This window comes from Paenibacillus sp. FJAT-27812 (assembly GCF_001273905.1).
GTDB lineage: Bacteria > Bacillota > Bacilli > Paenibacillales > Paenibacillaceae > Pristimantibacillus.
In genome coordinates this window covers 33,553-51,893 of record NZ_LIGH01000001.1, presented here as the reverse complement: position 1 = coordinate 51,893, position 18,341 = coordinate 33,553, and the positions used below count along the sequence as shown (strand labels likewise).

The following is an 18,341-nucleotide window of genomic DNA, read 5'->3' as shown; positions in this document are numbered from 1 at the left end:
TGGAAAAGGAAGTGACAGATGAAAATTGCACTTGTTTCCTATTGGAGCATTCCTTACACAGGCGGTGTATCCACTTACGTTTTAGCGCTCCGCCAAGGTCTCGAAGCAAGAGGATATGAGGTCGATATCCTCTCCCATAACGAAACCGGAATGAACTATCACATTGTAGATAAAGGCAAATCGATTGATAAGCAAGCGATATCGGTTCCGATCATGCAGCAAATCGGGACTCGGTTCAATGAAAAATCATTAAATTACGATTCATGGCTGGCAGCTATGGAAGGGGAGCGTATCGCATTCCGCCAAGCATTGTCCGAGTTTTCATTAAAGAAATACGACCTCATTCATGCGCAAGATGTCATCTCCGCGATCGGTGCATCGGAAGTGAAATCGAGAACTGCGCCGCTTATTGTAACGCTGCACGGGAAGCTTGCAGCCGAATGGAAGCTTCAAGGCGCGATTTTCGACCATACGCGGTCATGGCAATGGGCGAATGGGCTTGATTATTATGGAAGCATGGTTGGGGACTCGATCATTTTTCCCTCGCAATGGCTCAGGCAACAATATGAGTCAACCGGGCTAATGAAGGATATTCAAATGGACGTCATTCCATATGGGATCGATACGTTATCTTTTATCCGCAAATCGGCAAGCATAAACTCGCCTTCAAGACAGGAGGGAGTGAAGCTTTTGGTTTGCCCGGCGCGCCTGGATCCGGTGAAAGGGCATGAGGTTTTATTGGAAGCTCTTGCTCTGCTACTAAAGCAGCGATCGGATTGGATTTGTTGGTTGATCGGGGATGGGCCTTCGCACGAGCGGCTTGAACAAATCACGAAACAGTATAATCTGCAGCAGCATGTCAGGTTTCTCGGGCATCGCAGCGATATGGCTTCCCTTCTGAAGGAAGCGGATATCGTCGTGCATCCAAGCATTCATGATAATTTGCCTTTTGCGATTATGGAGGCGCAAATAACGGGGAAACCAATAATTGCTTCGGAGGTAGGGGGAATTCCGGAGATGATCATTAATGGAGAGAATGGTTTATTGGTTCCTTCGGGCAGAGCAGACCTGTTAGTTGACCAAATAATTGGATTATTCAATGACGATGCGCTAAGAAAAAAAATGGCCAATAAAGCCCGGTATGATGGGCTTAGGAACTGGTCTTTGGATAAAATGATCGATCGCATCGTACGCCTGTACGATGAAGCGATCCGAGCTAAAGGCGGCGGTGGGCGATGAAAATACTCATTGCCACTTACTGGATACTGCCTCATGTTGGCGGTGTATGGGTCTATATTCAAGATTTAAAAGCAAGTTTGGAACGACTGGGCCATGAGGTGGATGTGCTCGCTACTCATCCGGATGAGCAAAGCTATTATTTGGTCAATACCGGCCAGCGGGTAAGGAAGGAGCAATTCATGCCGCTCGTTGGAGGAGAGATACGAGCCACGTATGCGCCTCATCACTCTCTAATCAGTCCATGGATCGTTGATCAGGAAATCGAGTTTTGCACCTACGCCATTGCCGCAGCCTATTTCGGACTCGAAAAATATGATCTCATTCATACGCAGGATGTCATCTCCTCCCGGGCAATATGGCAGATTAAGCCGGAAGGGATACCTTTAATCAACACCATCCATGGTTGCCTAGCCACCGATTACTGGACTTCACTCGAAGGGAAGGCGCCGCCCGAATCGATTTGGAAGTATGCTTGTGCCCGGGAGTATTATGGGGCAACTTCGAGCGATTATTCCATCGTACCGACAAAATGGCTGCATGACACGCTCGCCGGCTATTTGGTGCCACCCAATCACATGAAGGTTATCCCCTATGGGATGAACGTTAAACATTATTTGCAACGCATGAATGAGCCCTCCGACTTGAAGTTGCCGGATGCTGCGAATGTCATCGTATGCCCTGCTAGGTTTGATAAAGTGAAAGGACACAGCTGCTTGCTGGATGCCCTTTATAAATTGAAACAAAGGAGAACGGATTGGATTTGCCTGTTCGTTGGCGACGGGAATCTCCGGGAAGAGCTGGAGTTGAAGGCTAACCGATTGGGCCTGGCCCATCACGTTATTTTCACGGGCAGCAGGAACGATGTTCCGGCATTACTAAAGCAATCTGATATCGTCGTACTCGCAAGCTTGAATGACAACCATCCGTTTACGGTCATGGAATCGCAAATTTCACAAAAGCCAATCGTTGTTTCCGATGCGGGTGGCATTCCGGAGATGGTGGAGCACAATCAAACCGGGTTAATAGCTAGAGCGGGGAACAGTGACGAATTAGCGCACTGCTTGGGAACTTTGCTTGAAGACCCTGCACTCCGTAAACGGTTGGCTGCCAACGGTTATAAGTGGGGAATAAAACGCTGGTCATTAACAGTGATGGAAAAGTTAACAGTGCCTCTCTATGAAAATCTTGTGAATAAGCAGCTTGTACGAAAAGTCGTTCATCCGCCAAAACACCCAGCAAGACATGGTTCGTGGATATCCGCCCAACTACGTGACAGGTACAATATGCACATTCCAAGCTCCTTTTCTATCGTAGATGATCATATTATGGGTTCGGTTTTGTTTAATGCTAAATAACAATAATCGATAAAGGGAGATCTCAATGGCAAATATTCAAGTAACCCCGTCAGGCCCCCAGCAGGAACCATCCATCGCTCTTAATTCACTGGATCAATCAACGGTCATCGTGACAACAAATGATCTGCGCTCGGGGAACAATATGACGACGGTTTATCGATCAATCAATGGCGGAGCGTCGTACACGCAGATGCTGCTGTCTCCTCCAGTCGGGTTCGCAGCTTCCGGTGACGGTGTGGCTGATTATGGCTATCCTAACGTGTTTCTTGTTTCGGCAACTGCGCTGAATGTAAACCCGGTACGAGATTCATCCATAATCGTGTACCGGTCGACGGACAACGGCGCCTCTTTTTCAAGTCCAATCATTGTCAATCAAGGGTACGGAACCGCTGTGTATAACGACAAGCCTTCGATACGGATCGATACGGCCAACGGCAGTCCTTATCTTGGTCAGGCGTATATCGCTTTTACGCGTTATTTTAACGGTTTTACAAGTTCTGAAACGATGATTCAGCGATCACTGGATCAGGGGGTGACATGGTCTGCTCCCGTACTATTGACAAATCAAGTTCAAAGCGTTTCTAATTTTGGAGCGAGTGTCGCTATTGGGCCGGCAGGCGAGGTTTATGCCGGGTGGATGCAATACGGGCCAGGGACGCCGCAATTTCTCATACGCAGATCGGACGATGGAGGTGTGACTTATGGACCGATTGTCTCCATATCGAATGTTTCATTGGTAGTGACCCCGCTTCCTGTGCCGAACTTTGGGTTTCGCGTCTTGACGATTGCCTATTTGGCGGTGGATATCTCGCCGTTCAACGGTGAAGGCATCGTGTATGCGGTCTGGCAAGATAATCGAACGGGTTCTGCGCACATTTTCATGTCACGCTCCACCAATAAAGGCGTTTCATGGTCAACGCCAATCCAAGTAGACGATAGCCCTGCCGGCACCCAAAACTTTCTTCCGAATTTAACGGTATCGCGTGATAATGGAGGGGTGAAGGTGATGTACTACACGAATCGCGTCAGCAGCTCGTTATTGGATGTGTTTTTAGCTGAGTCGAACGACGCGGGCTCTTCATTTTTGCCTAACCGTCGTGTGACAAGCGTTTCTTTTGATCCGAACGCCGACCCATCGCTAGGCACCCCAACGCCGTCAATTGGTGATTATAACGACTTGGTCGTCAATGCCGCTGGCGTACCGATTATTGTGTGGATGGACACCCGAACAGGATCGCAAAACATCTTTGAAGATCTCTAAAATGAAAACGGGTGACCGAACGTCCATGTTCATGGAAATCCGATCACCCGATGTTACCCTACAACCATCCCTGTCAAATTAATCGGACCGGTGATTGTGGCGTTTCCAAACCCTGTGTGTTGAACGGTCAAGAAGTATTGTTGGAATGTCCCTATTATCGAAGGGTCCGCCGATTCTGTATGCACAAAGGTGCTTGTGTAATCAAGCGGAATCAGCGGACCTTGCTCCGGCGGCAATCCTACAAAAGCGGAGTCTGTCGTTTGATAAATGATTGGCCCGCCTGTGCTGGAGAGGCGAAGTCGAAATACAAGCTTCGGCAATTCAGCGACAATGAGCAGCTGAGCCTCCCAACCGACCGTTCCCCGCAATTCGATTTTGTTATTGTTTGCCGTAGCCTGCAGGAAAATAGATGTTAATAATATTTCTTGGCCTTGCGTAAGAGCAATCGGAAGCAACCCCGATCCGACCGGTACTTCTTGAAAGGCATAGTCGATGATTTCCAATAGATTCGCATCTCCTTTTTCAAGCATTTTTTCTCTATATAGGAGATGCGGCTTGATGCAGGTACGATAGTGGCATTTGCCTATTGCTTACAGATAGACAATCCCATCCATATGCACGGGGCCAGTAATGGTGGCGACATTTTGTCCAATATGCTCTACTGTGAGGGCATATTGCTGGAAAGTGCCGACCATAGCCGGAGTAGCCGTTTCGGTATGCTGGAACGAGGTTGTGAAATCCAGCGCTACCCATGGCCCCTCGCTGGCGGTACCCAAGAAAGCAGAATCTGTCGTTTGAAATACGATTGGCGCAGGGGCTCCAGTACCGCCGCGCCGCAAGCGAAATAGAAGTTTTGGAACGATATTCACGATTAGCAATTGCGCTTCCCAGCCGATAGTAGCTTTCAACTCGATCCGATTGCTGGCACTGGTGACTTGAAGAAAGATGGAGGTCAGCAGCACCTCAGATCCCGGAGCAATGATAAAAGGCAGAGACCCTGATCCTGCAGGTACTTCTTGGTACTGATAATCAATTATGGTGACAGTTATATCAATCATCTCCTCGCAATATTGCCTGAAATAAAGGCGGATTTTTAGAAGCCAATCGTGGAGCCGATAAGAGTAACGGGACCAACAACCGTGATCGAGCCAAGTCCATTTGATTGCACGGTTAAAAAATATTGCTGGAATGTACCAACGGTGCTTGGGTCTGGCGATTCCACGTGGTTAAGCGTTGTCGTTATGATGTTCGATAACAGCGATCCCGTTCCGAGAAATTCCGAATCGGTTGTTTGATAGACCTCCGGAAATGCGGGTGTGGAACCACCGCGACGGATCCGGAATGTGAGCTTGGGAACGATGGGCAACAATAGCAGCTCAGTCTGCCAACCCACTGTAGCTTGCAGAACCAATTTGTTGCTTGTGCTGGTCACGTTTAAAAATATGGAAGTCAATAACGTTTCGGTACCGGCAGCCAGCAATAACGGCAATGACTGCGTATTTTGTTGAACTTCCTGCGATGCGAAATCTACCAATACGGGCATGGTCTCAGCTCCTTTTTAATATGAATCAACCGATAATTTGACCAATTAGCGTAACCGGACCTGATATGGTCGCCCCGCCTGTCCCTGAGAGCTCGGCAGTTAGAAAATATTGTTGATAGGTCCCTGCGATTGCAGGCGTATCAGGAGATGCGGCACGAGAGAAGGACATCGTTAGATCTGATGTTAGTACTGGAATCAGGTTGCCTGCACCGAGAAAAATCGAGTCCGTTGTTTGAAAAATGAGCGTGCTCGCAGGGGTGAACCCGCCGCGTCTAATGCGGAAAATAACTTCTGGCACAAGCGGGAGCAGCGAGAGCTGGGCCTCCCAACCAACCGAGGAAAACAGTTCGACCTTAACATTCGGGTTTGCGATATTGAGAAAGATGGAGGTAAGCAGCACTTCAGAGCCGGATGCCAAGTTAAGAGGAAGCGACATTTGGCCGATAAGAACTTCCTGTGAAGCAAAATCAATCAATTGATTCATTCACGTATCTCCTTTCTTGTCCAATTGAATACTTCTGTATAGTAGATTCATAGTTTTAGAGTTATGACACGTATAAATGAATCAGGCTAAAGGTTTAATTTTCATAGAAATGATACGTTTGACCGATTCGATTCTTTTAGGTAATGGGGGAAGGATTATGGATGATGAGCTTACGAGGATGGAACGGATGTACGCTACGTCTTTTTACGATGTCATGATGGATCATCATTATCGCTATCATTTTGTATTGAGCTTCATTCGCCAAGGGGATATTGTACTGGATGCAGCCTGCGGCTCGGGGTATGGCACGCATTACATCGCCAAAAACTCAGCTTGCGCATTAGCAGTCGGAGTAGATCGGTCAGACCATGCATTAAATTGGGCGATGGACCATTTCTATTGCGATAATACCGTTTATGTGAAATGCGATTTGGCAGGATCGTTTCGGGATGAGCTTCCTATCCAGCGGTATGATGTCGTCACTTGCTTCGAAACCGTGGAGCATATGGCGGATGACCGGTCATTTGTCCAGAAGCTTTATGATTCGCTTAACGATAACGGCATTCTTCTCATCTCGGCGCCGAATGAAAAAGTTATTCCGCATTTGAAGAACCCTTACTTTCTTGGCGGAGTGAACCCTCACCATTTCCGCCATTACCGGCCTAACGAGCTGTGCAGCTTGTTAACGGATTGCGGTTTTCGCATTCAGCAAATATGTACGCAGGATAATGAGACGTATGAGCTTATTACGGACCGCGACGACGGATTTACAACTGTGCTTGTTGCGGTTAAATAAATAGAATAACAAGTGGAACTTTCCTCTTGGTTGAACGTGAAAAAAAAGAGTTCATAATAGAATGGACTTCACGCGTTTAACCGGAGGTTTTTTGTGTGCAAGGATAGGGATGCAGCAAATTAGGCGACCTCCTCCCGGTTGAATACCGAGAAGCGATCGCCTTAATGGGACTATTTTATAGTCTGCTTGATAGAGCTGTGAGCAGCATATTGTGACATAGGTTCCTTTATTAGAGCCTATACATCAATGTTATACTGGTAGGTTTGTTTTAACCCTTCGAACAGACTGCCTTTCGGCCGCCATCCAAGTATATGCTCAGCTTTCGCATTATCAAGGCAGCTGTCCATTATATCGCCGGGCCGCTCTGGGCCATGCACGACTTCAAAGCTTGGCTCATGAATCATATTTAATAAATGAACAAGGTTATTAATAGAAGTGCGCTGCCCTGTGCTTATATTAATCGTTTCCCTATCTCCTTGATTTATGGCTGCTATATTTGCCCTGACGACATCCTGAACATAAATAAAATCGCGGTTCTGATTGCCGCTGCCGTGCACGAATAACGGGTGTCCCTTTTTTAGGTTATTCATAAATATCGCGACTACGCCGCCTTCGCCCTTAGAGGTCTGACGAGGGCCATACACGTTGCTGTAGCGCAATATTGTAAAGTTTATGCCATCCATTGCATGAAACAGTCGGAAATAGCTTTCACAAGTAGATTTGGATAGCCCATAATAGGAAATTGGCGCAGGAGGTGTATCTTCCGTATTGCGTCCGTTTTTGGAGACACCGTATACGGCTGATGTTGAAGAAAATATGATTTTACCGACGCCGGCTTTCTTGCAAGCATTAATGAGCTGGACGGTTCCAACGATATTGACTTTAGAGTCGTATGCGGGGTCGGTTATCGATCGTTGAACATCTACCTGCGCTGCCATATGAAACACAACGTCAGGCCGTTCGGTTTCAATGATTTTACTAGCCATATCATGGTTTATATCAACTACATGCAATTTTGCGGCAGGGTTCACATGATTTTTTGATCCGGTTGAAAGATTGTCAATAATGTGTACTTCAGCACCGCTTTCGATAAGCATATCCGTAAGATGGGAGCCTATAAAACCTGCGCCTCCCGTAACCAAAGCTTTCATAATTCAACTCCTCGCTATGACGATATGATTCATAGTATGCATAACAGAGGAATTGGTAATATGTATTCATCTCCTAGGTTATAGCCATTTTATTCATCTCAAAAAGGTTCACAGCTAATCATAAGATAGGAGCCCAAGCCCAGTTCGTTCGCCTTCCCGCAGACTCATGTCATATTCATCGGCAATATGTCACAATCGTTATAAATCGCATATTGCACGCTTAATTTTGTCTCGTCCTCAAAATTATCCACTATAATGGGTAGCATAACTTCATTGTTATTTTTGCAAAAAGGGGCAGACGAAATGGGATTTTTTGTGAATGCTACGCTTCAAAAGAAAATTATTTTTTTAATGCTGCTGCTCTACATCCCCCTTCCGCTGCTTGGCCAGTTTTGGTATCAGAAATCGTACAAAGCGATCAAAGAGAATGCCATAGGCTCGAGCTATCAACTGGTCAATCAGGTTAATGACCATCTGGACACTTATTTTAAGGAAATACAACGTTTGATGTACCCGCTCTTGGTGAATGACCTGACCTCAGAGTTTTTGAACGGGTCGATGACGGATTCCTTTGAACGCTTCCGGCTATCCGAGCAAGTGGAGCGCAAGCTGCTTAACCCCCTTATGACCAATAGAGAGGATATACACGGCATTTCGCTGGTCACAGGCAAAGGCATCGCCGTATCCTCATCCAGCTTCATGTCGGCTGAACGAAGGTTTGGCATCTATGATGACCGGATCAAAGACAACGGCAAATTTGTCATTATGGGGCTGGAGCGGGAAGAGGAGGGCCCGACCTTCCTCACGATGGCGATCAAATTCAGCAGCTTGAATTACGGCGATGAAGACAGGGGCATGCTGATTGTCGATTTAAAGCTCGATGAAGTGATCAATATTACCCAAAACGTCAGAATCGGCAAAACAGGCTTTATTTGGATTGCCGATCCCGAGCAGAAAACGGCCTATCATCCAAGCGGTTATGGAGCAGAAACGAGTATACCGGAGCAGTATATGAAGGAAATGGGCGATCAGCGGCGCGGGACGTTTACCGTGCCAACCGACGAGGGAAATAAGCTGGTCGTGTTTTTTCGCTCAAGCAGTACCGGGCTTACCTTGTTCTCGGAGGTTTTGCTTGCCGAGCTTAATGCCTCGCTTCTGAAGGTTAGCCGAATATCGACCTTGGTTTCGCTCTTGCTGTTTTTTCTGGTGATGGTCGTTGCAAGCGCAGTCATGTACTCGCTGAGCAATTCGCTGCTCACGCTGCTGCGCTTGATGAAGCGGGCGGAGCTTGGCGAGCTTACCGTCCGTGCGCCGGAGAACAAGAACGCCGAGGTGGGCAGCCTTTACCGCGGCTTCAATAAGATGGTGGGGGAAATCAAGCGGCTGCTTGAGATCGCCCACGTATCCGAGCTAAGGGAGAAGGAGCTGGAGGTGAAGCAGAAGGAAGCGCTGCTGCATGCGATGCAAGCGCAGATCAATCCTCACTTCTTATACAATACGTTGGAGTTCATTAACTCCAGCGCCATCGTCGAGGGCAATGACAAAATCAGCCGCATGATCGTATCCCTAGGAGATATGTTCCGATATAATGTGCTGAATCCAAATGATATCGTCACCTTATGGGATGAAAAGCAGCATATTGAAGCGTATCTGTCTATCCAAGCCGAGCGTTACGAATCTTTGGCCTATTCGATTGAAATCAATAAAGCGCTGGGCAACCGGGTGTTATCCGTTCGGTCGACGCTTCAGCCCATCGTGGAAAACTGCTTTAAGCATGGCTTCCAAAAGCATAAAATATCGCCGAATTATGTCCGCATATCGGTAATGGAGACGGCTGCCGGCTGCCTGATCTCGGTGGAAGACGGCGGGAAAGGCATGTCGGAAGACGTATTAAGCTCTTACAACCGATTGTTTGATCTGCCTATTGAGGAGCTTATGGAGCATAAGCCTTCGCCCAATAATAAAATGTCTATCGGACTTCTAAATGTGCATACTAGAATACGATTGCTGTTCGGAGATCCGTACGGGCTGTTCATCGCCGCTTCAGGCGAAGACGGAACTTGCATGGATATTCTATTGCCCCTGAAGATTGAAGACCATCATGAAGGAAGCAAAGGAGAGGGCTATGACATACCGAATTCTTCTCGTTGACGATGAAGCGATGACAAAGAGAAGCCTATATAAAATTTTGACTGGCGCTAATGCAAGCTACAGGATCGTTGGGGAAGCATCCGATGGAGCGGAAGCGCTGCAGATTGCCCGGCGAGAGCAGCCGCATTTGATAATAACGGATATCAGCATGCCGGTCATGGATGGCATTGAGCTGATTCAGCGGCTGCGCGAAGACGGGTTGGATATGGATATCATCATTTTGTCGGGCTACGGCGAGTTTGAATATGCGCAGGAAGCGCTGCGGCACGGCGTTGTTGATTATATTTTGAAGCCGATGAAGCAGGAGCAGGTTACCCTGCTGGTAGAGAAGAGATTCGACCATTTCATGAAGTCCAGGCAAACCGCGATTATAAAAAGCCAACTCATCGCCCCGATCAGCTCGGCGGCGGAGCGAATCGGCCATGAGCTGTGGATCGCCAATGAGCCGGGCATGCGCAAGGAGATGCGCAGCCTCTCTGGGCTGCTGGACGATACCGAATTTATGCAGGAAGAGCGGATTTCACTGCTTCGTGATGCGGCATCCCTTATAAGCAACCGGCTGCAGCCGCAATTCCCGCATCAAGCGTGGGAGCTTCCTTACGAGGGGCAAAGCTACGGGCAAGCCTCCGAATCTTTTGCGGCGTGGCTGGACAAGCTGCTGAATGAAATCAGGGACAAGCGCAACTGGGGCAAGCGGGGCGTTATTCAGCAGGCTATCGATTACATTAAAACCAATTTTGCGGACTCCGAGCTCAATTTGGAGAAGGTGCTCGCCCCGCTTGGCATTTCCTCGACCCATTTTTACCATATGCTCATGGAAGAGACGGGGATGTCCTATATTGCTTACCTCACGCAAATCCGAATGGACCATGCCAAGGAGCTTTTGGAGCATAGCGACTTGAAAACGTATGAGGTGGGCCAGCGCTGCGGTTATCCGGATTATCCGCATTTTACGAAGCGCTTCAAAAGGCAGGTTGGCCTGTCGCCTTCTGAGTATCGGAAAAACATGCAGCAGGCATAAGAGTTATGAAACCGCTAACATCGATAATGAAAACGACATATACGGAACGAAAATGCCATTTTATTCGAATTCCCGGTTTACTACAATGAATGGGCAAGACAACATCTCACAAGGGGGATTCACCTATGAAACGGCAAGCGGCTACATGGATGGCCATTTTATTAAGCACGGTATTGCTCTTATCGGCATGCAGCGGCAAAACCTCAAACAACGGCGGCAACGCTCCTCAAGCGGGAGAAGGAACGCCAGGGGAATCGGCTGCGGCAGGAACGGTGAATGAATTCGGCTGGACTCTTCCGGCTAAAACGACGAAAATTCACTTCTATCAGGCCGATCAGGACAATCCCGACAAAATAAATAAAAAGCAGGCCGCGTTCCATAATTACCTGCTGGACAAGTTTAATGTCGACATCACGAGAACCTCTTTGGATGTTGATCCGAAAGAAAAGCTGAACCTTATGCTCGTATCCGGCGACTATCCGGAGGTAATTGCGGCGATGGATGATTCCGCGATTTCGCAGTGGAAGGCTCAAGGCAAAATTATGGATCTGGCGCCACTCGTCGATAAATACGGACCGAATATTAAAAAAGAGCTTGGCGCGCGTTACGAATCCTATCTCGATGAAGACGGCAAGCTGTGGGGCATCCCGCGCGGGTGGGGTTATCTGCCGATTCCTGATTTCACTGCCCATATCCGCTGGGACTGGTATCAAGAGCTTGGCGCTCCGGCTATCGAGACGCCTGAGGATTACTACAATGTGCTTAAGCAGATGGTAGAGAAGCATCCGACCAATGCCAATGGCGAGAAAACGTACGCGTTATCGTGGAACTCCGATGTGAAAATCAACAACGCGCTTGGCTTTTGGGGAATCAAGGACGGTTACACAGAGGATGCAGACCACAATTTGACCCACTGGCTGAACACGGAGGAAGGCAAGCAAGCGGTCCTTTATTACAATAAGATTTTCCTTGACGGCTTGATGGACCCGGATGCGTTCGTCAACAAATTCGAGGATTGGAGAATCAAATTTTCCAATGAAAGAATTGCCGGACATATCGGTCCTTGGTGGCAGTCATGGAATGCTGGCCATGAAGTATGGCTCAAAACAGATGCCGATTATAAAGAGGACAAGCGTTACGTGCAGATTGCCTTTAAGGCAGAAGGCGCGGAGAAAGCCTATTTGTCGCCAAAGGATACGCACGGCTGGAACTATACGGTACTGACGGACAAAGCGGAATCGCCGGAAGAAATTATTAAATTTCTTGATTTCATGATGACTCCGATCGGAACGCGTTTGCTCGGCTGGGGCATTCCGAATATCGAGGATTCCTACTGGAACTATGAAGAGGGCGGCAAATGGTCGTTTAACGAAACGACGAAGAAAGCTCTTCTTGACGGCAAGCTGGATTTCGAGAAGACGGAAGCCGCGAACGGCAGCAATTCATTCTGGCTTGCGTATCCGCAGGGTCTGCTTAGCGACGATCAGAAGAGTACGGCTTGGTATGACCAGAACTTCATTCAGGATGACAAATGGAAAAAGCTCATGCACGAAAATGTAAGCGATACGATCTACGACAGCACGGAGCGCCGGGTGAGCTTTACGAACGACAATCCGCTAACGATTAAGAACCAGCAGATTGAAGAGCTGATCAAAACCGGCTTTGCGAAGGCCGTTATGTCCAAATCCGAGGCGGAAGCGATCAAAAACTTCGACGAGCTTCGGGAAAAAGCGATCAAGATCGGACTTTCGGACATCGAGAAATACCGCACGGAACAATATAAAAAGAATATCGCTTTGTTGAAATAAACCGGAGGGCTGGAGGGAAGCCGAATCATGAACTATCTTAGACGCTTTTCCAGAGAGAGACAAATTTGGCTGATTAGCTTGCCGATCATACTGTGGGTGCTGCTCTTTGCTTATTTTCCCATGTACGGCTTAATCATAGCATTTCAAAATTACGTTCCCGGCCAAACCTTGTTTGGCAATTGGGTCGGCTTCGACAATTTTATCCGCTTCTTCCAAGAGCCTGATTTCTGGATGATTATGCGCAATACGATCGTGATCAGCATGCTGAACCTTTGCATAGGCTTTCCGGCGCCGATCATTCTTGCCTTGTTATTGAATGAGGTCAAAAACCGCGCGTTTAAGAAAACGATTCAATCGCTTTCCTATATTCCTTATTTCATCTCTTGGGTCGTTGTGGCCAGCATTCTGTTCACGCTGCTCGGAAGCGACGGCATCGTGAACGATCTGCTGCAGCGGTTTGGCCTCATCCAGGAGCCGATCCTCTTTCTCGGGGAAGGAAAATATTTTTGGGCGATTATCACCTCAGGCAACCTTTGGAAGGAAATCGGTTTTAGCTCCATTATCTATTTATCCGCGATAGCGGGTATCGACCGTGAGCAATATGAAGCGGGAAGGGTAGATGGGCTGGGACGGTTCGGGCTCGTATGGCATATTACATTGCCAGGGATCCGGGCGACGATCGTATTGCTGTTCATACTCGCTCTCGGCGGCATTCTGAATGCTGGCTTCGAGCAGCAATTGCTTCTGGGAAGTCCAACGACCCGGGATTATCATGAGGTCATCGATACGTATGTCTACCGTTTTGGCGTGCAGCTCGGCAATTACTCCTACGGTACGGCAGTCGGGTTAATGAAGAGCCTGATCGGCCTTACGCTGGTGGTGCTCGCGAACCGGCTTTCGAAACGATTGATGCAAACCTCGATATTCTAGAAAGGAGCATAAAGAATGAATACGCGATCTGTACCGGTATCTCAACGGGTTTTTGATATGATGAACATTATTGTCCTGCTCTTATTTGGCGCCATGGTCGCCTATCCCTTCTTGAATTTGCTTGCGCTGTCCCTGAATGACGGGGCGGATGCCGCGCGAGGCGGGATCTACATTTTCCCAAGAAAGTTTTCGCTGGACGCTTACGTCCTGCTGTCGCAAAACCATAAGCTGCTCGAAGGGTTTGGCTGGTCGGTGCTGCGCGTCATTGTCGGAACGTCGACCTGTTTATTCGTAACGGGACTGCTCGCTTATATTGTGAGTATCCGGCATTTCTCCGGACGGAAATTTATGCGCATCCTTTTTCTGGTCACGATGTATTTTAACGGAGGGCTTATTCCGGTCTACTTGTTGATGGTACGGCTTGGCCTGACAGACTCCTTCAACGTCTACTGGATTCCAACGCTGATCAGCGCGTATTTCATGCTGCTCATGGCCTCTTACATTTCGGAGCTGCCGGAAGCGCTGTTCGAATCCGCAAGACTGGACGGGGCGACCGAAATAACGATCTATATCAAACTCGTTATTCCGATGTCGCTCCCCGTGTTCGCCGCCGTGTTCATCTATGCCGCGGTAGGGCATTGGAATTCATGGTTCGATGTTGTCCTGTACAATTCCAGCGGGCATTTCGATACGCTGCAGGTGTACTTGCGCAGGCTGCTGCTGGAGGTAGAAGCCTCTCAGCAAATTATGGATCAGCAATTGATTTACCAGAAGTTCAACAGCTTATCTCCTTTGACGCTGCGCGCAGCGACGACGATTTTGGTTACTGTGCCAATCCTGCTCGTATACCCGTTTTTGCAAAAATATTTCATTGGGGGCCTGACGATAGGCTCCGTGAAAGGATAAACAGTGATGGACACAGTCTTAAATACATTAACATTCCGCTCGGAAGACGAGGCGCTGAACCGCGGATTTGAATGGGCGAAATTGCAGGCGCTGGCTTATGCGCATGACGGAAGCGACCCGGTCGGATTTTGGTACGAGGCGGCTTTGCCGGGAAGAAATGCCTTTTGCATGCGGGATGTATCCCATCAGAGCATGGGCGCTTCCGTGCTCGGCCTGCAAGCGCATACCCGCAATATGATGCAGCGGTTCGCCGAAAATATTAGCAAGGGAAAAGATTACTGCACGTACTGGGAAATGACAGGGGACAATGTTCCCGCGCCGGTAGACTACGAGAATGACGATGACTTCTGGTACAATCTCCCGGCCAACTTTGACGTCGTTGAAGCATGCTACCGGCAATACCTGTGGACGGGTGACCGCTCTTATCTGGAAGACCCGGTTCTGCAAAACTTTTACCGCTTATCCGTGACCGAATACGTGAAGACATGGGATAAGGACGGAGACGGCATTCCGGAGTACGATCCCGCTTACGGAAGACGTGGGCTGTCGAGCTACAACGAAGCCGGCGAATATCCCAAAATAGGAGCCGATTTGATCGCGCTGATGATCGCAGGTTATCAGGCTTATGCCGAAATCGAAAAATCGTTGGGAAACAACGAGCTCTACGCAGAATACTCGGACAAGGCGTTACAGCTTCGGAAGCTGCTGGAGCGGCAGTGGTGGGATGAGGCAAGCGGCTGCTTCTTCGTCGCCTTGGGACAAAACGGCTCCTTCCTCGGGGCAGAGTCCGGCGAGGGACAGTTTTTGCCGCTCTATTACGAAGCGATTGCGGACAAAGAGAAACGGGAGGGCGCGCTGCGCTCCATGCATGCGCAAGGCGTCACCAACGTCGAGGGCATGTCCTATTTGCCGGAGACTTACTATAGATGCGGCGAAGACGGCGAGGGCTTGCGCAGCCTAAAAGAGCTGATGGACCCCGCGCTTGAGAGACGCGAATATCCCGAGGTATCTTTTGCCGCCATCGGCGCAGTCGTCTCGGAGCTTATGGGCATATCGGCGGATGGCATCTCAACCGTAACTACGGTGTCGAGGCTAACGGAGGAGCTTGCCTTTGCGGAAATCGCTCAGGTTTCCGTGCTTGGAAGAGCGGTTAGCGTGAAGCATGAGGGCAGAACGTCTACGGAATTCACCAGCCATTCCGGCGAAGCGCTCATATGGCGTGCGAAATTTTATAATGACGCTAAATCCCCGGCTGTATTGCATCACAATGGAGAAGTTATCCGCGGGGCGAGCGGATTTGACAAGCTTGGACGCCGTTATGCATACGCGGAGATTGCGGTCGCTCCGGGCGAGAAGCATGTCATCTCGGTTGTATCTTGAGCAGGATAAAGCAGACGGAATAATAAAATAAAAACATGAAGTGAAAGCATGCAGTGCAGCCATTATACGGCGGCTGCATGCTTTTTTTTTGTTAAAATAGACGGATAGAGTAGTTACCAAATGTATAGTATATATAGGTCATATAATATAGTGATCTTTTTTTCACTACTTACATATTGAAACGAACTTCTCTAGAATAGAGGTGCAAGCGATAGAGAGTCATTCCATTGTTCGTACACCATTCTTGAGGAGATGAGTAGAGATGCAATTTCGTCATTTAGGAAAGAGCGGATTGAAGGTTAGCGAAATCAGTCTTGGAAGCTGGTTGACATACGGAGGATACGTAGAACGCGAAAATGCGGTGAAAGCGATACAAACGGCTTATGGGCTGGGCATTAACTTTTATGATACGGCAAACGTGTACGAGCGTGGGGAAGCGGAGAAGCTGATGGGTGAGGCGCTCCGTGCCTTCCCGCGTGAATCCTATGTTCTTGCGACTAAAGTGTTCGGCCAGATGGGCGACGGTCCCAATGACCGCGGCTTGTCCCGCAAGCATATTATGGAGCAGTGCCATGCCAGCCTGAAGCGGCTTGGCTCAGATTATGTGGATCTGTACTACTGTCACCGCCATGACCCGAGCACGCCGATGGAAGAAACGCTGCGGGCGCTCGATGATCTGGTGCGTCAAGGCAAGGTGCTGTACGTAGGCGTCAGCGAATGGACAACCGCCCAGATGGTGGAGGCGCATGCAATCGCGGATCGTTATTTATTAGACCGCATCGTAGTAAACCAACCGATTTATAATATGTTTAACCGGTATATCGAGAAGGAAGTCATTCCTTACGGAGAGCGCGGCGGCATCGGACAAGTCGTGTTCTCGCCGCTTGCGCAAGGGCTGCTGACGGGCAAGTACAGCTCGGTGAACGAGGTTCCCGCAGACAGCCGCGCCGCGAAGCTCGACGGCATGCGGAAAAATGTGACCGAGGAGAAAATCAATAAAGTGCGCGAGCTGGGCAAAGTGGCAGCCGAGCTGGAGCTAACGGTCGGACAATTGGCGCTTTCCTGGATTTTGCGGCAGCCGAATGTGTCGAGCGCGCTGGTTGGCGCGAGTCGCCCCGAGCAGGTAGAAGAGAATGCGAAGGCATCCGGTATCGTGCTAAGCGCGGATGTCATCGAGCGGATCGAACAAATTTTGGAATCGTAAGAAGGAGGAATTGAAATGCCCAAAGTAGTCGTTACAGGCGGGAGCGGAATGCTTGGCAAATGGGTGGTCAAGCATTTTGTTGAGCAGGGATATGAGGTCGTCAATGCGGATGTTAAACATCCAGCGGAGCCGCTTTGCCGTACCGTCATCGTTGATTTGAACCAGCTGGGCGAAGTTTATGGCGTACTCGCTGGAGCGGATGCCGTCGTGCATTTGGCTGCGATACCGGTCGCTTACTCGCATCCGAATGAGGTGACGTTCCATAATAATGTGATGTCTACCTACAATGTGCTGGAGGCGGCGGCGGGGCTCGGCATCCGCAAGGCGGTCATTGCCTCAAGCGAATCCTCTTACGGAATCGTGTTTGCAGCTCAACGTTTTGGACCGCAATATGTGCCCGTTGATGAGGAGCATCCGCAGCTTCCGCAGGACAGCTACGGATTGTCCAAGATCGTGAATGAGCAAACGGCCGATATGATGAACCGGAGAACGGGCATGCAGGTCGTGTCTTTCCGTTTAGGGAATGTCATACCGCCTGAGGCGTACGAGCGGTTCCCGTCCTTTATACATGATCCCGAGCAGCGCGAGCGGATTTTATGGAGCTATATCGATACGCGTGATGCAGCGGAGGCTTGCAGGCTGGCAGTGGAAGCCGAGGGGCTAGGGAGCGTGGCGATCAATTTAGCGGCGGATGATTCCAGCATGGCCGTTGCAAGCCGTGAGCTGATGGCTGCGCGTTTTCCGGAGGTCAACGACTTCCGCAAGCCGCTTGCGGGTCATGAATCGCTGCTCAGCAATGAGAAGGCCAAGCGGCTGCTGAACTGGCTGCCGAAGCATGCTTGGCGCGATCATGTCAAAGATTGGGACAAGTAACACTCGTGCGGTTTTACTTAAGGAAGGAGGCCAACCGGAGCTTTGATATGCTCCCCCTACAGTAGACAGGTGAAATAATAAAACCTGATTACTGTAAGGGGAGCTTTTTCATGGCTAAAGGAAAATATAATGCACTAGAGAAACTTACGATTCTCGAAGAAGTGTCAAATGGGGAAATTGGTTTTTTAGCTGCGACTAAGAAGTATGAGATCAACAAAACAACGTTGATGAAATGGCAG

Annotated in this window: 17 protein-coding genes; 12 read left to right on the top strand and 5 right to left on the bottom strand. The window is 49.0% G+C overall.

The features are described 5' to 3' along the window. Window positions 1-18 precede the first annotated feature (18 nt). The 3 genes from ADU23_RS00235 to ADU23_RS00225 are packed head-to-tail and all read left to right on the top strand — an operon-like array spanning window position 19 to window position 3,855. Complete coding sequence (locus ADU23_RS00235; RefSeq protein ID WP_053371895.1) at window positions 19-1,239, top strand: glycosyltransferase family 4 protein; 1,221 nt, start codon at window positions 19-21, stop codon at window positions 1,237-1,239. Then, window positions 1,236-2,594 (top strand): glycosyltransferase family 4 protein, encoded by a 1,359-nt coding sequence (locus tag ADU23_RS00230; RefSeq protein WP_053371894.1) that lies wholly within the window; start codon window positions 1,236-1,238, stop codon window positions 2,592-2,594. Before ADU23_RS00235 ends, ADU23_RS00230 begins: the two co-directional genes overlap by 4 nt. Before the next feature lie 25 nt (window positions 2,595-2,619). Continuing rightward, complete coding sequence (locus tag ADU23_RS00225; protein WP_053371893.1) at window positions 2,620-3,855, top strand: sialidase family protein; 1,236 nt, start codon at window positions 2,620-2,622, stop codon at window positions 3,853-3,855. Between the two features lie 53 nt (window positions 3,856-3,908). Here ADU23_RS00225 and ADU23_RS00220 read toward each other — a convergent pair whose 3' ends face one another. The 4 genes from ADU23_RS00220 to ADU23_RS00205 all read right to left on the bottom strand — a co-directional run bounded on the left by ADU23_RS00220 (window position 3,909) and on the right by ADU23_RS00205 (window position 5,882). After that, the gene (locus tag ADU23_RS00220; protein ID WP_157265531.1) at window positions 3,909-4,358 is read right to left on the bottom strand and encodes a hypothetical protein; all 450 of its coding nucleotides are present in this window, start codon (window positions 4,356-4,358) and stop codon (window positions 3,909-3,911) included. An 87-nt stretch (window positions 4,359-4,445) separates the two neighbouring features. Further along, window positions 4,446-4,913 carry a hypothetical protein gene (locus ADU23_RS00215; RefSeq protein ID WP_053371891.1) on the bottom strand — a complete coding sequence of 156 codons (468 nt, stop codon included), beginning with the start codon at window positions 4,911-4,913 and terminating at the stop codon, window positions 4,446-4,448. 35 nt (window positions 4,914-4,948) lie between these two features. Then, window positions 4,949-5,398, bottom strand: coding sequence for a hypothetical protein (locus ADU23_RS00210; RefSeq protein WP_053371890.1), 450 nt, complete (start codon window positions 5,396-5,398; stop codon window positions 4,949-4,951). A gap of 25 nt (window positions 5,399-5,423) precedes the next feature. Beyond that, window positions 5,424-5,882 carry a hypothetical protein gene (locus ADU23_RS00205; RefSeq protein WP_053371889.1) on the bottom strand — a complete coding sequence of 153 codons (459 nt, stop codon included), beginning with the start codon at window positions 5,880-5,882 and terminating at the stop codon, window positions 5,424-5,426. A 157-nt stretch (window positions 5,883-6,039) separates the two neighbouring features. Here ADU23_RS00205 and ADU23_RS00200 point away from each other — a divergent pair, with 157 nt between their 5' ends. After that, window positions 6,040-6,678 carry a class I SAM-dependent methyltransferase gene (locus ADU23_RS00200; RefSeq protein WP_053371888.1) on the top strand — a complete coding sequence of 213 codons (639 nt, stop codon included), beginning with the start codon at window positions 6,040-6,042 and terminating at the stop codon, window positions 6,676-6,678. A gap of 236 nt (window positions 6,679-6,914) precedes the next feature. Here the strand turns inward: ADU23_RS00200 and ADU23_RS00195 are convergent, their stop codons facing one another. Continuing rightward, the gene (locus ADU23_RS00195; RefSeq protein ID WP_053371887.1) at window positions 6,915-7,829 is read right to left on the bottom strand and encodes an NAD-dependent epimerase/dehydratase family protein; all 915 of its coding nucleotides are present in this window, start codon (window positions 7,827-7,829) and stop codon (window positions 6,915-6,917) included. Between the two features lie 303 nt (window positions 7,830-8,132). On the opposite strand from ADU23_RS00195, the gene ADU23_RS00190 reads away from it, so the two are divergent. The 8 genes from ADU23_RS00190 (at window position 8,133) to ADU23_RS00155 (ending at window position 18,102) form a co-directional block, all read left to right on the top strand. After that, window positions 8,133-9,980, top strand: coding sequence for a cache domain-containing sensor histidine kinase (locus ADU23_RS00190; RefSeq protein ID WP_053371886.1), 1,848 nt, complete (start codon window positions 8,133-8,135; stop codon window positions 9,978-9,980). Beyond that, the gene (locus ADU23_RS00185) at window positions 9,955-11,001 is read left to right on the top strand and encodes a response regulator transcription factor (protein ID WP_053371885.1); all 1,047 of its coding nucleotides are present in this window, start codon (window positions 9,955-9,957) and stop codon (window positions 10,999-11,001) included. Before ADU23_RS00190 ends, ADU23_RS00185 begins: the two co-directional genes overlap by 26 nt. A 125-nt stretch (window positions 11,002-11,126) precedes the next feature. Next, a complete protein-coding gene (locus tag ADU23_RS00180) occupies window positions 11,127-12,809 on the top strand; it encodes an extracellular solute-binding protein (protein WP_053371884.1) in 1,683 nt (560 codons plus the stop codon). Between the two features lie 27 nt (window positions 12,810-12,836). Further along, window positions 12,837-13,739 carry an ABC transporter permease gene (locus ADU23_RS00175; protein WP_053371883.1) on the top strand — a complete coding sequence of 301 codons (903 nt, stop codon included), beginning with the start codon at window positions 12,837-12,839 and terminating at the stop codon, window positions 13,737-13,739. A gap of 15 nt (window positions 13,740-13,754) precedes the next feature. Further along, complete coding sequence (locus tag ADU23_RS00170) at window positions 13,755-14,645, top strand: carbohydrate ABC transporter permease (RefSeq protein ID WP_053371882.1); 891 nt, start codon at window positions 13,755-13,757, stop codon at window positions 14,643-14,645. A 6-nt stretch (window positions 14,646-14,651) separates the two neighbouring features. Continuing rightward, a complete protein-coding gene (locus ADU23_RS00165; protein ID WP_053371881.1) occupies window positions 14,652-16,025 on the top strand; it encodes an MGH1-like glycoside hydrolase domain-containing protein in 1,374 nt (457 codons plus the stop codon). Window positions 16,026-16,287: 262 nt separating this feature from the next. After that, window positions 16,288-17,229 (top strand): aldo/keto reductase family protein, encoded by a 942-nt coding sequence (locus ADU23_RS00160; RefSeq protein WP_053371880.1) that lies wholly within the window; start codon window positions 16,288-16,290, stop codon window positions 17,227-17,229. Between the two features lie 15 nt (window positions 17,230-17,244). Further along, window positions 17,245-18,102 (top strand): NAD-dependent epimerase/dehydratase family protein, encoded by an 858-nt coding sequence (locus ADU23_RS00155; RefSeq protein ID WP_053371879.1) that lies wholly within the window; start codon window positions 17,245-17,247, stop codon window positions 18,100-18,102. Window positions 18,103-18,341: the final 239 nt, after the last annotated feature.

What these genes read in the sequence shown, in the direction of transcription:
- ADU23_RS00235 (WP_053371895.1), top strand. Translation starts at nt 19, where the DNA reads ATGAAAATTGCACTTGTTTCCTATTGGAGCATTCCTTACACAGGCGGT.
- ADU23_RS00230 (WP_053371894.1), top strand. Translation starts at nt 1,236, where the DNA reads ATGAAAATACTCATTGCCACTTACTGGATACTGCCTCATGTTGGCGGT.
- ADU23_RS00225 (WP_053371893.1), top strand. Translation starts at nt 2,620, where the DNA reads ATGGCAAATATTCAAGTAACCCCGTCAGGCCCCCAGCAGGAACCATCC.
- ADU23_RS00215 (WP_053371891.1), bottom strand. Translation starts at nt 4,913, where the DNA reads ATGATTGATATAACTGTCACCATAATTGATTATCAGTACCAAGAAGTA.
- ADU23_RS00210 (WP_053371890.1), bottom strand. Translation starts at nt 5,398, where the DNA reads ATGCCCGTATTGGTAGATTTCGCATCGCAGGAAGTTCAACAAAATACG.
- ADU23_RS00205 (WP_053371889.1), bottom strand. Translation starts at nt 5,882, where the DNA reads ATGAATCAATTGATTGATTTTGCTTCACAGGAAGTTCTTATCGGCCAA.
- ADU23_RS00200 (WP_053371888.1), top strand. Translation starts at nt 6,040, where the DNA reads ATGGATGATGAGCTTACGAGGATGGAACGGATGTACGCTACGTCTTTT.
- ADU23_RS00195 (WP_053371887.1), bottom strand. Translation starts at nt 7,829, where the DNA reads ATGAAAGCTTTGGTTACGGGAGGCGCAGGTTTTATAGGCTCCCATCTT.
- ADU23_RS00190 (WP_053371886.1), top strand. Translation starts at nt 8,133, where the DNA reads ATGGGATTTTTTGTGAATGCTACGCTTCAAAAGAAAATTATTTTTTTA.
- ADU23_RS00185 (WP_053371885.1), top strand. Translation starts at nt 9,955, where the DNA reads ATGACATACCGAATTCTTCTCGTTGACGATGAAGCGATGACAAAGAGA.
- ADU23_RS00180 (WP_053371884.1), top strand. Translation starts at nt 11,127, where the DNA reads ATGAAACGGCAAGCGGCTACATGGATGGCCATTTTATTAAGCACGGTA.
- ADU23_RS00175 (WP_053371883.1), top strand. Translation starts at nt 12,837, where the DNA reads ATGAACTATCTTAGACGCTTTTCCAGAGAGAGACAAATTTGGCTGATT.
- ADU23_RS00170 (WP_053371882.1), top strand. Translation starts at nt 13,755, where the DNA reads ATGAATACGCGATCTGTACCGGTATCTCAACGGGTTTTTGATATGATG.
- ADU23_RS00165 (WP_053371881.1), top strand. Translation starts at nt 14,652, where the DNA reads ATGGACACAGTCTTAAATACATTAACATTCCGCTCGGAAGACGAGGCG.
- ADU23_RS00160 (WP_053371880.1), top strand. Translation starts at nt 16,288, where the DNA reads ATGCAATTTCGTCATTTAGGAAAGAGCGGATTGAAGGTTAGCGAAATC.
- ADU23_RS00155 (WP_053371879.1), top strand. Translation starts at nt 17,245, where the DNA reads ATGCCCAAAGTAGTCGTTACAGGCGGGAGCGGAATGCTTGGCAAATGG.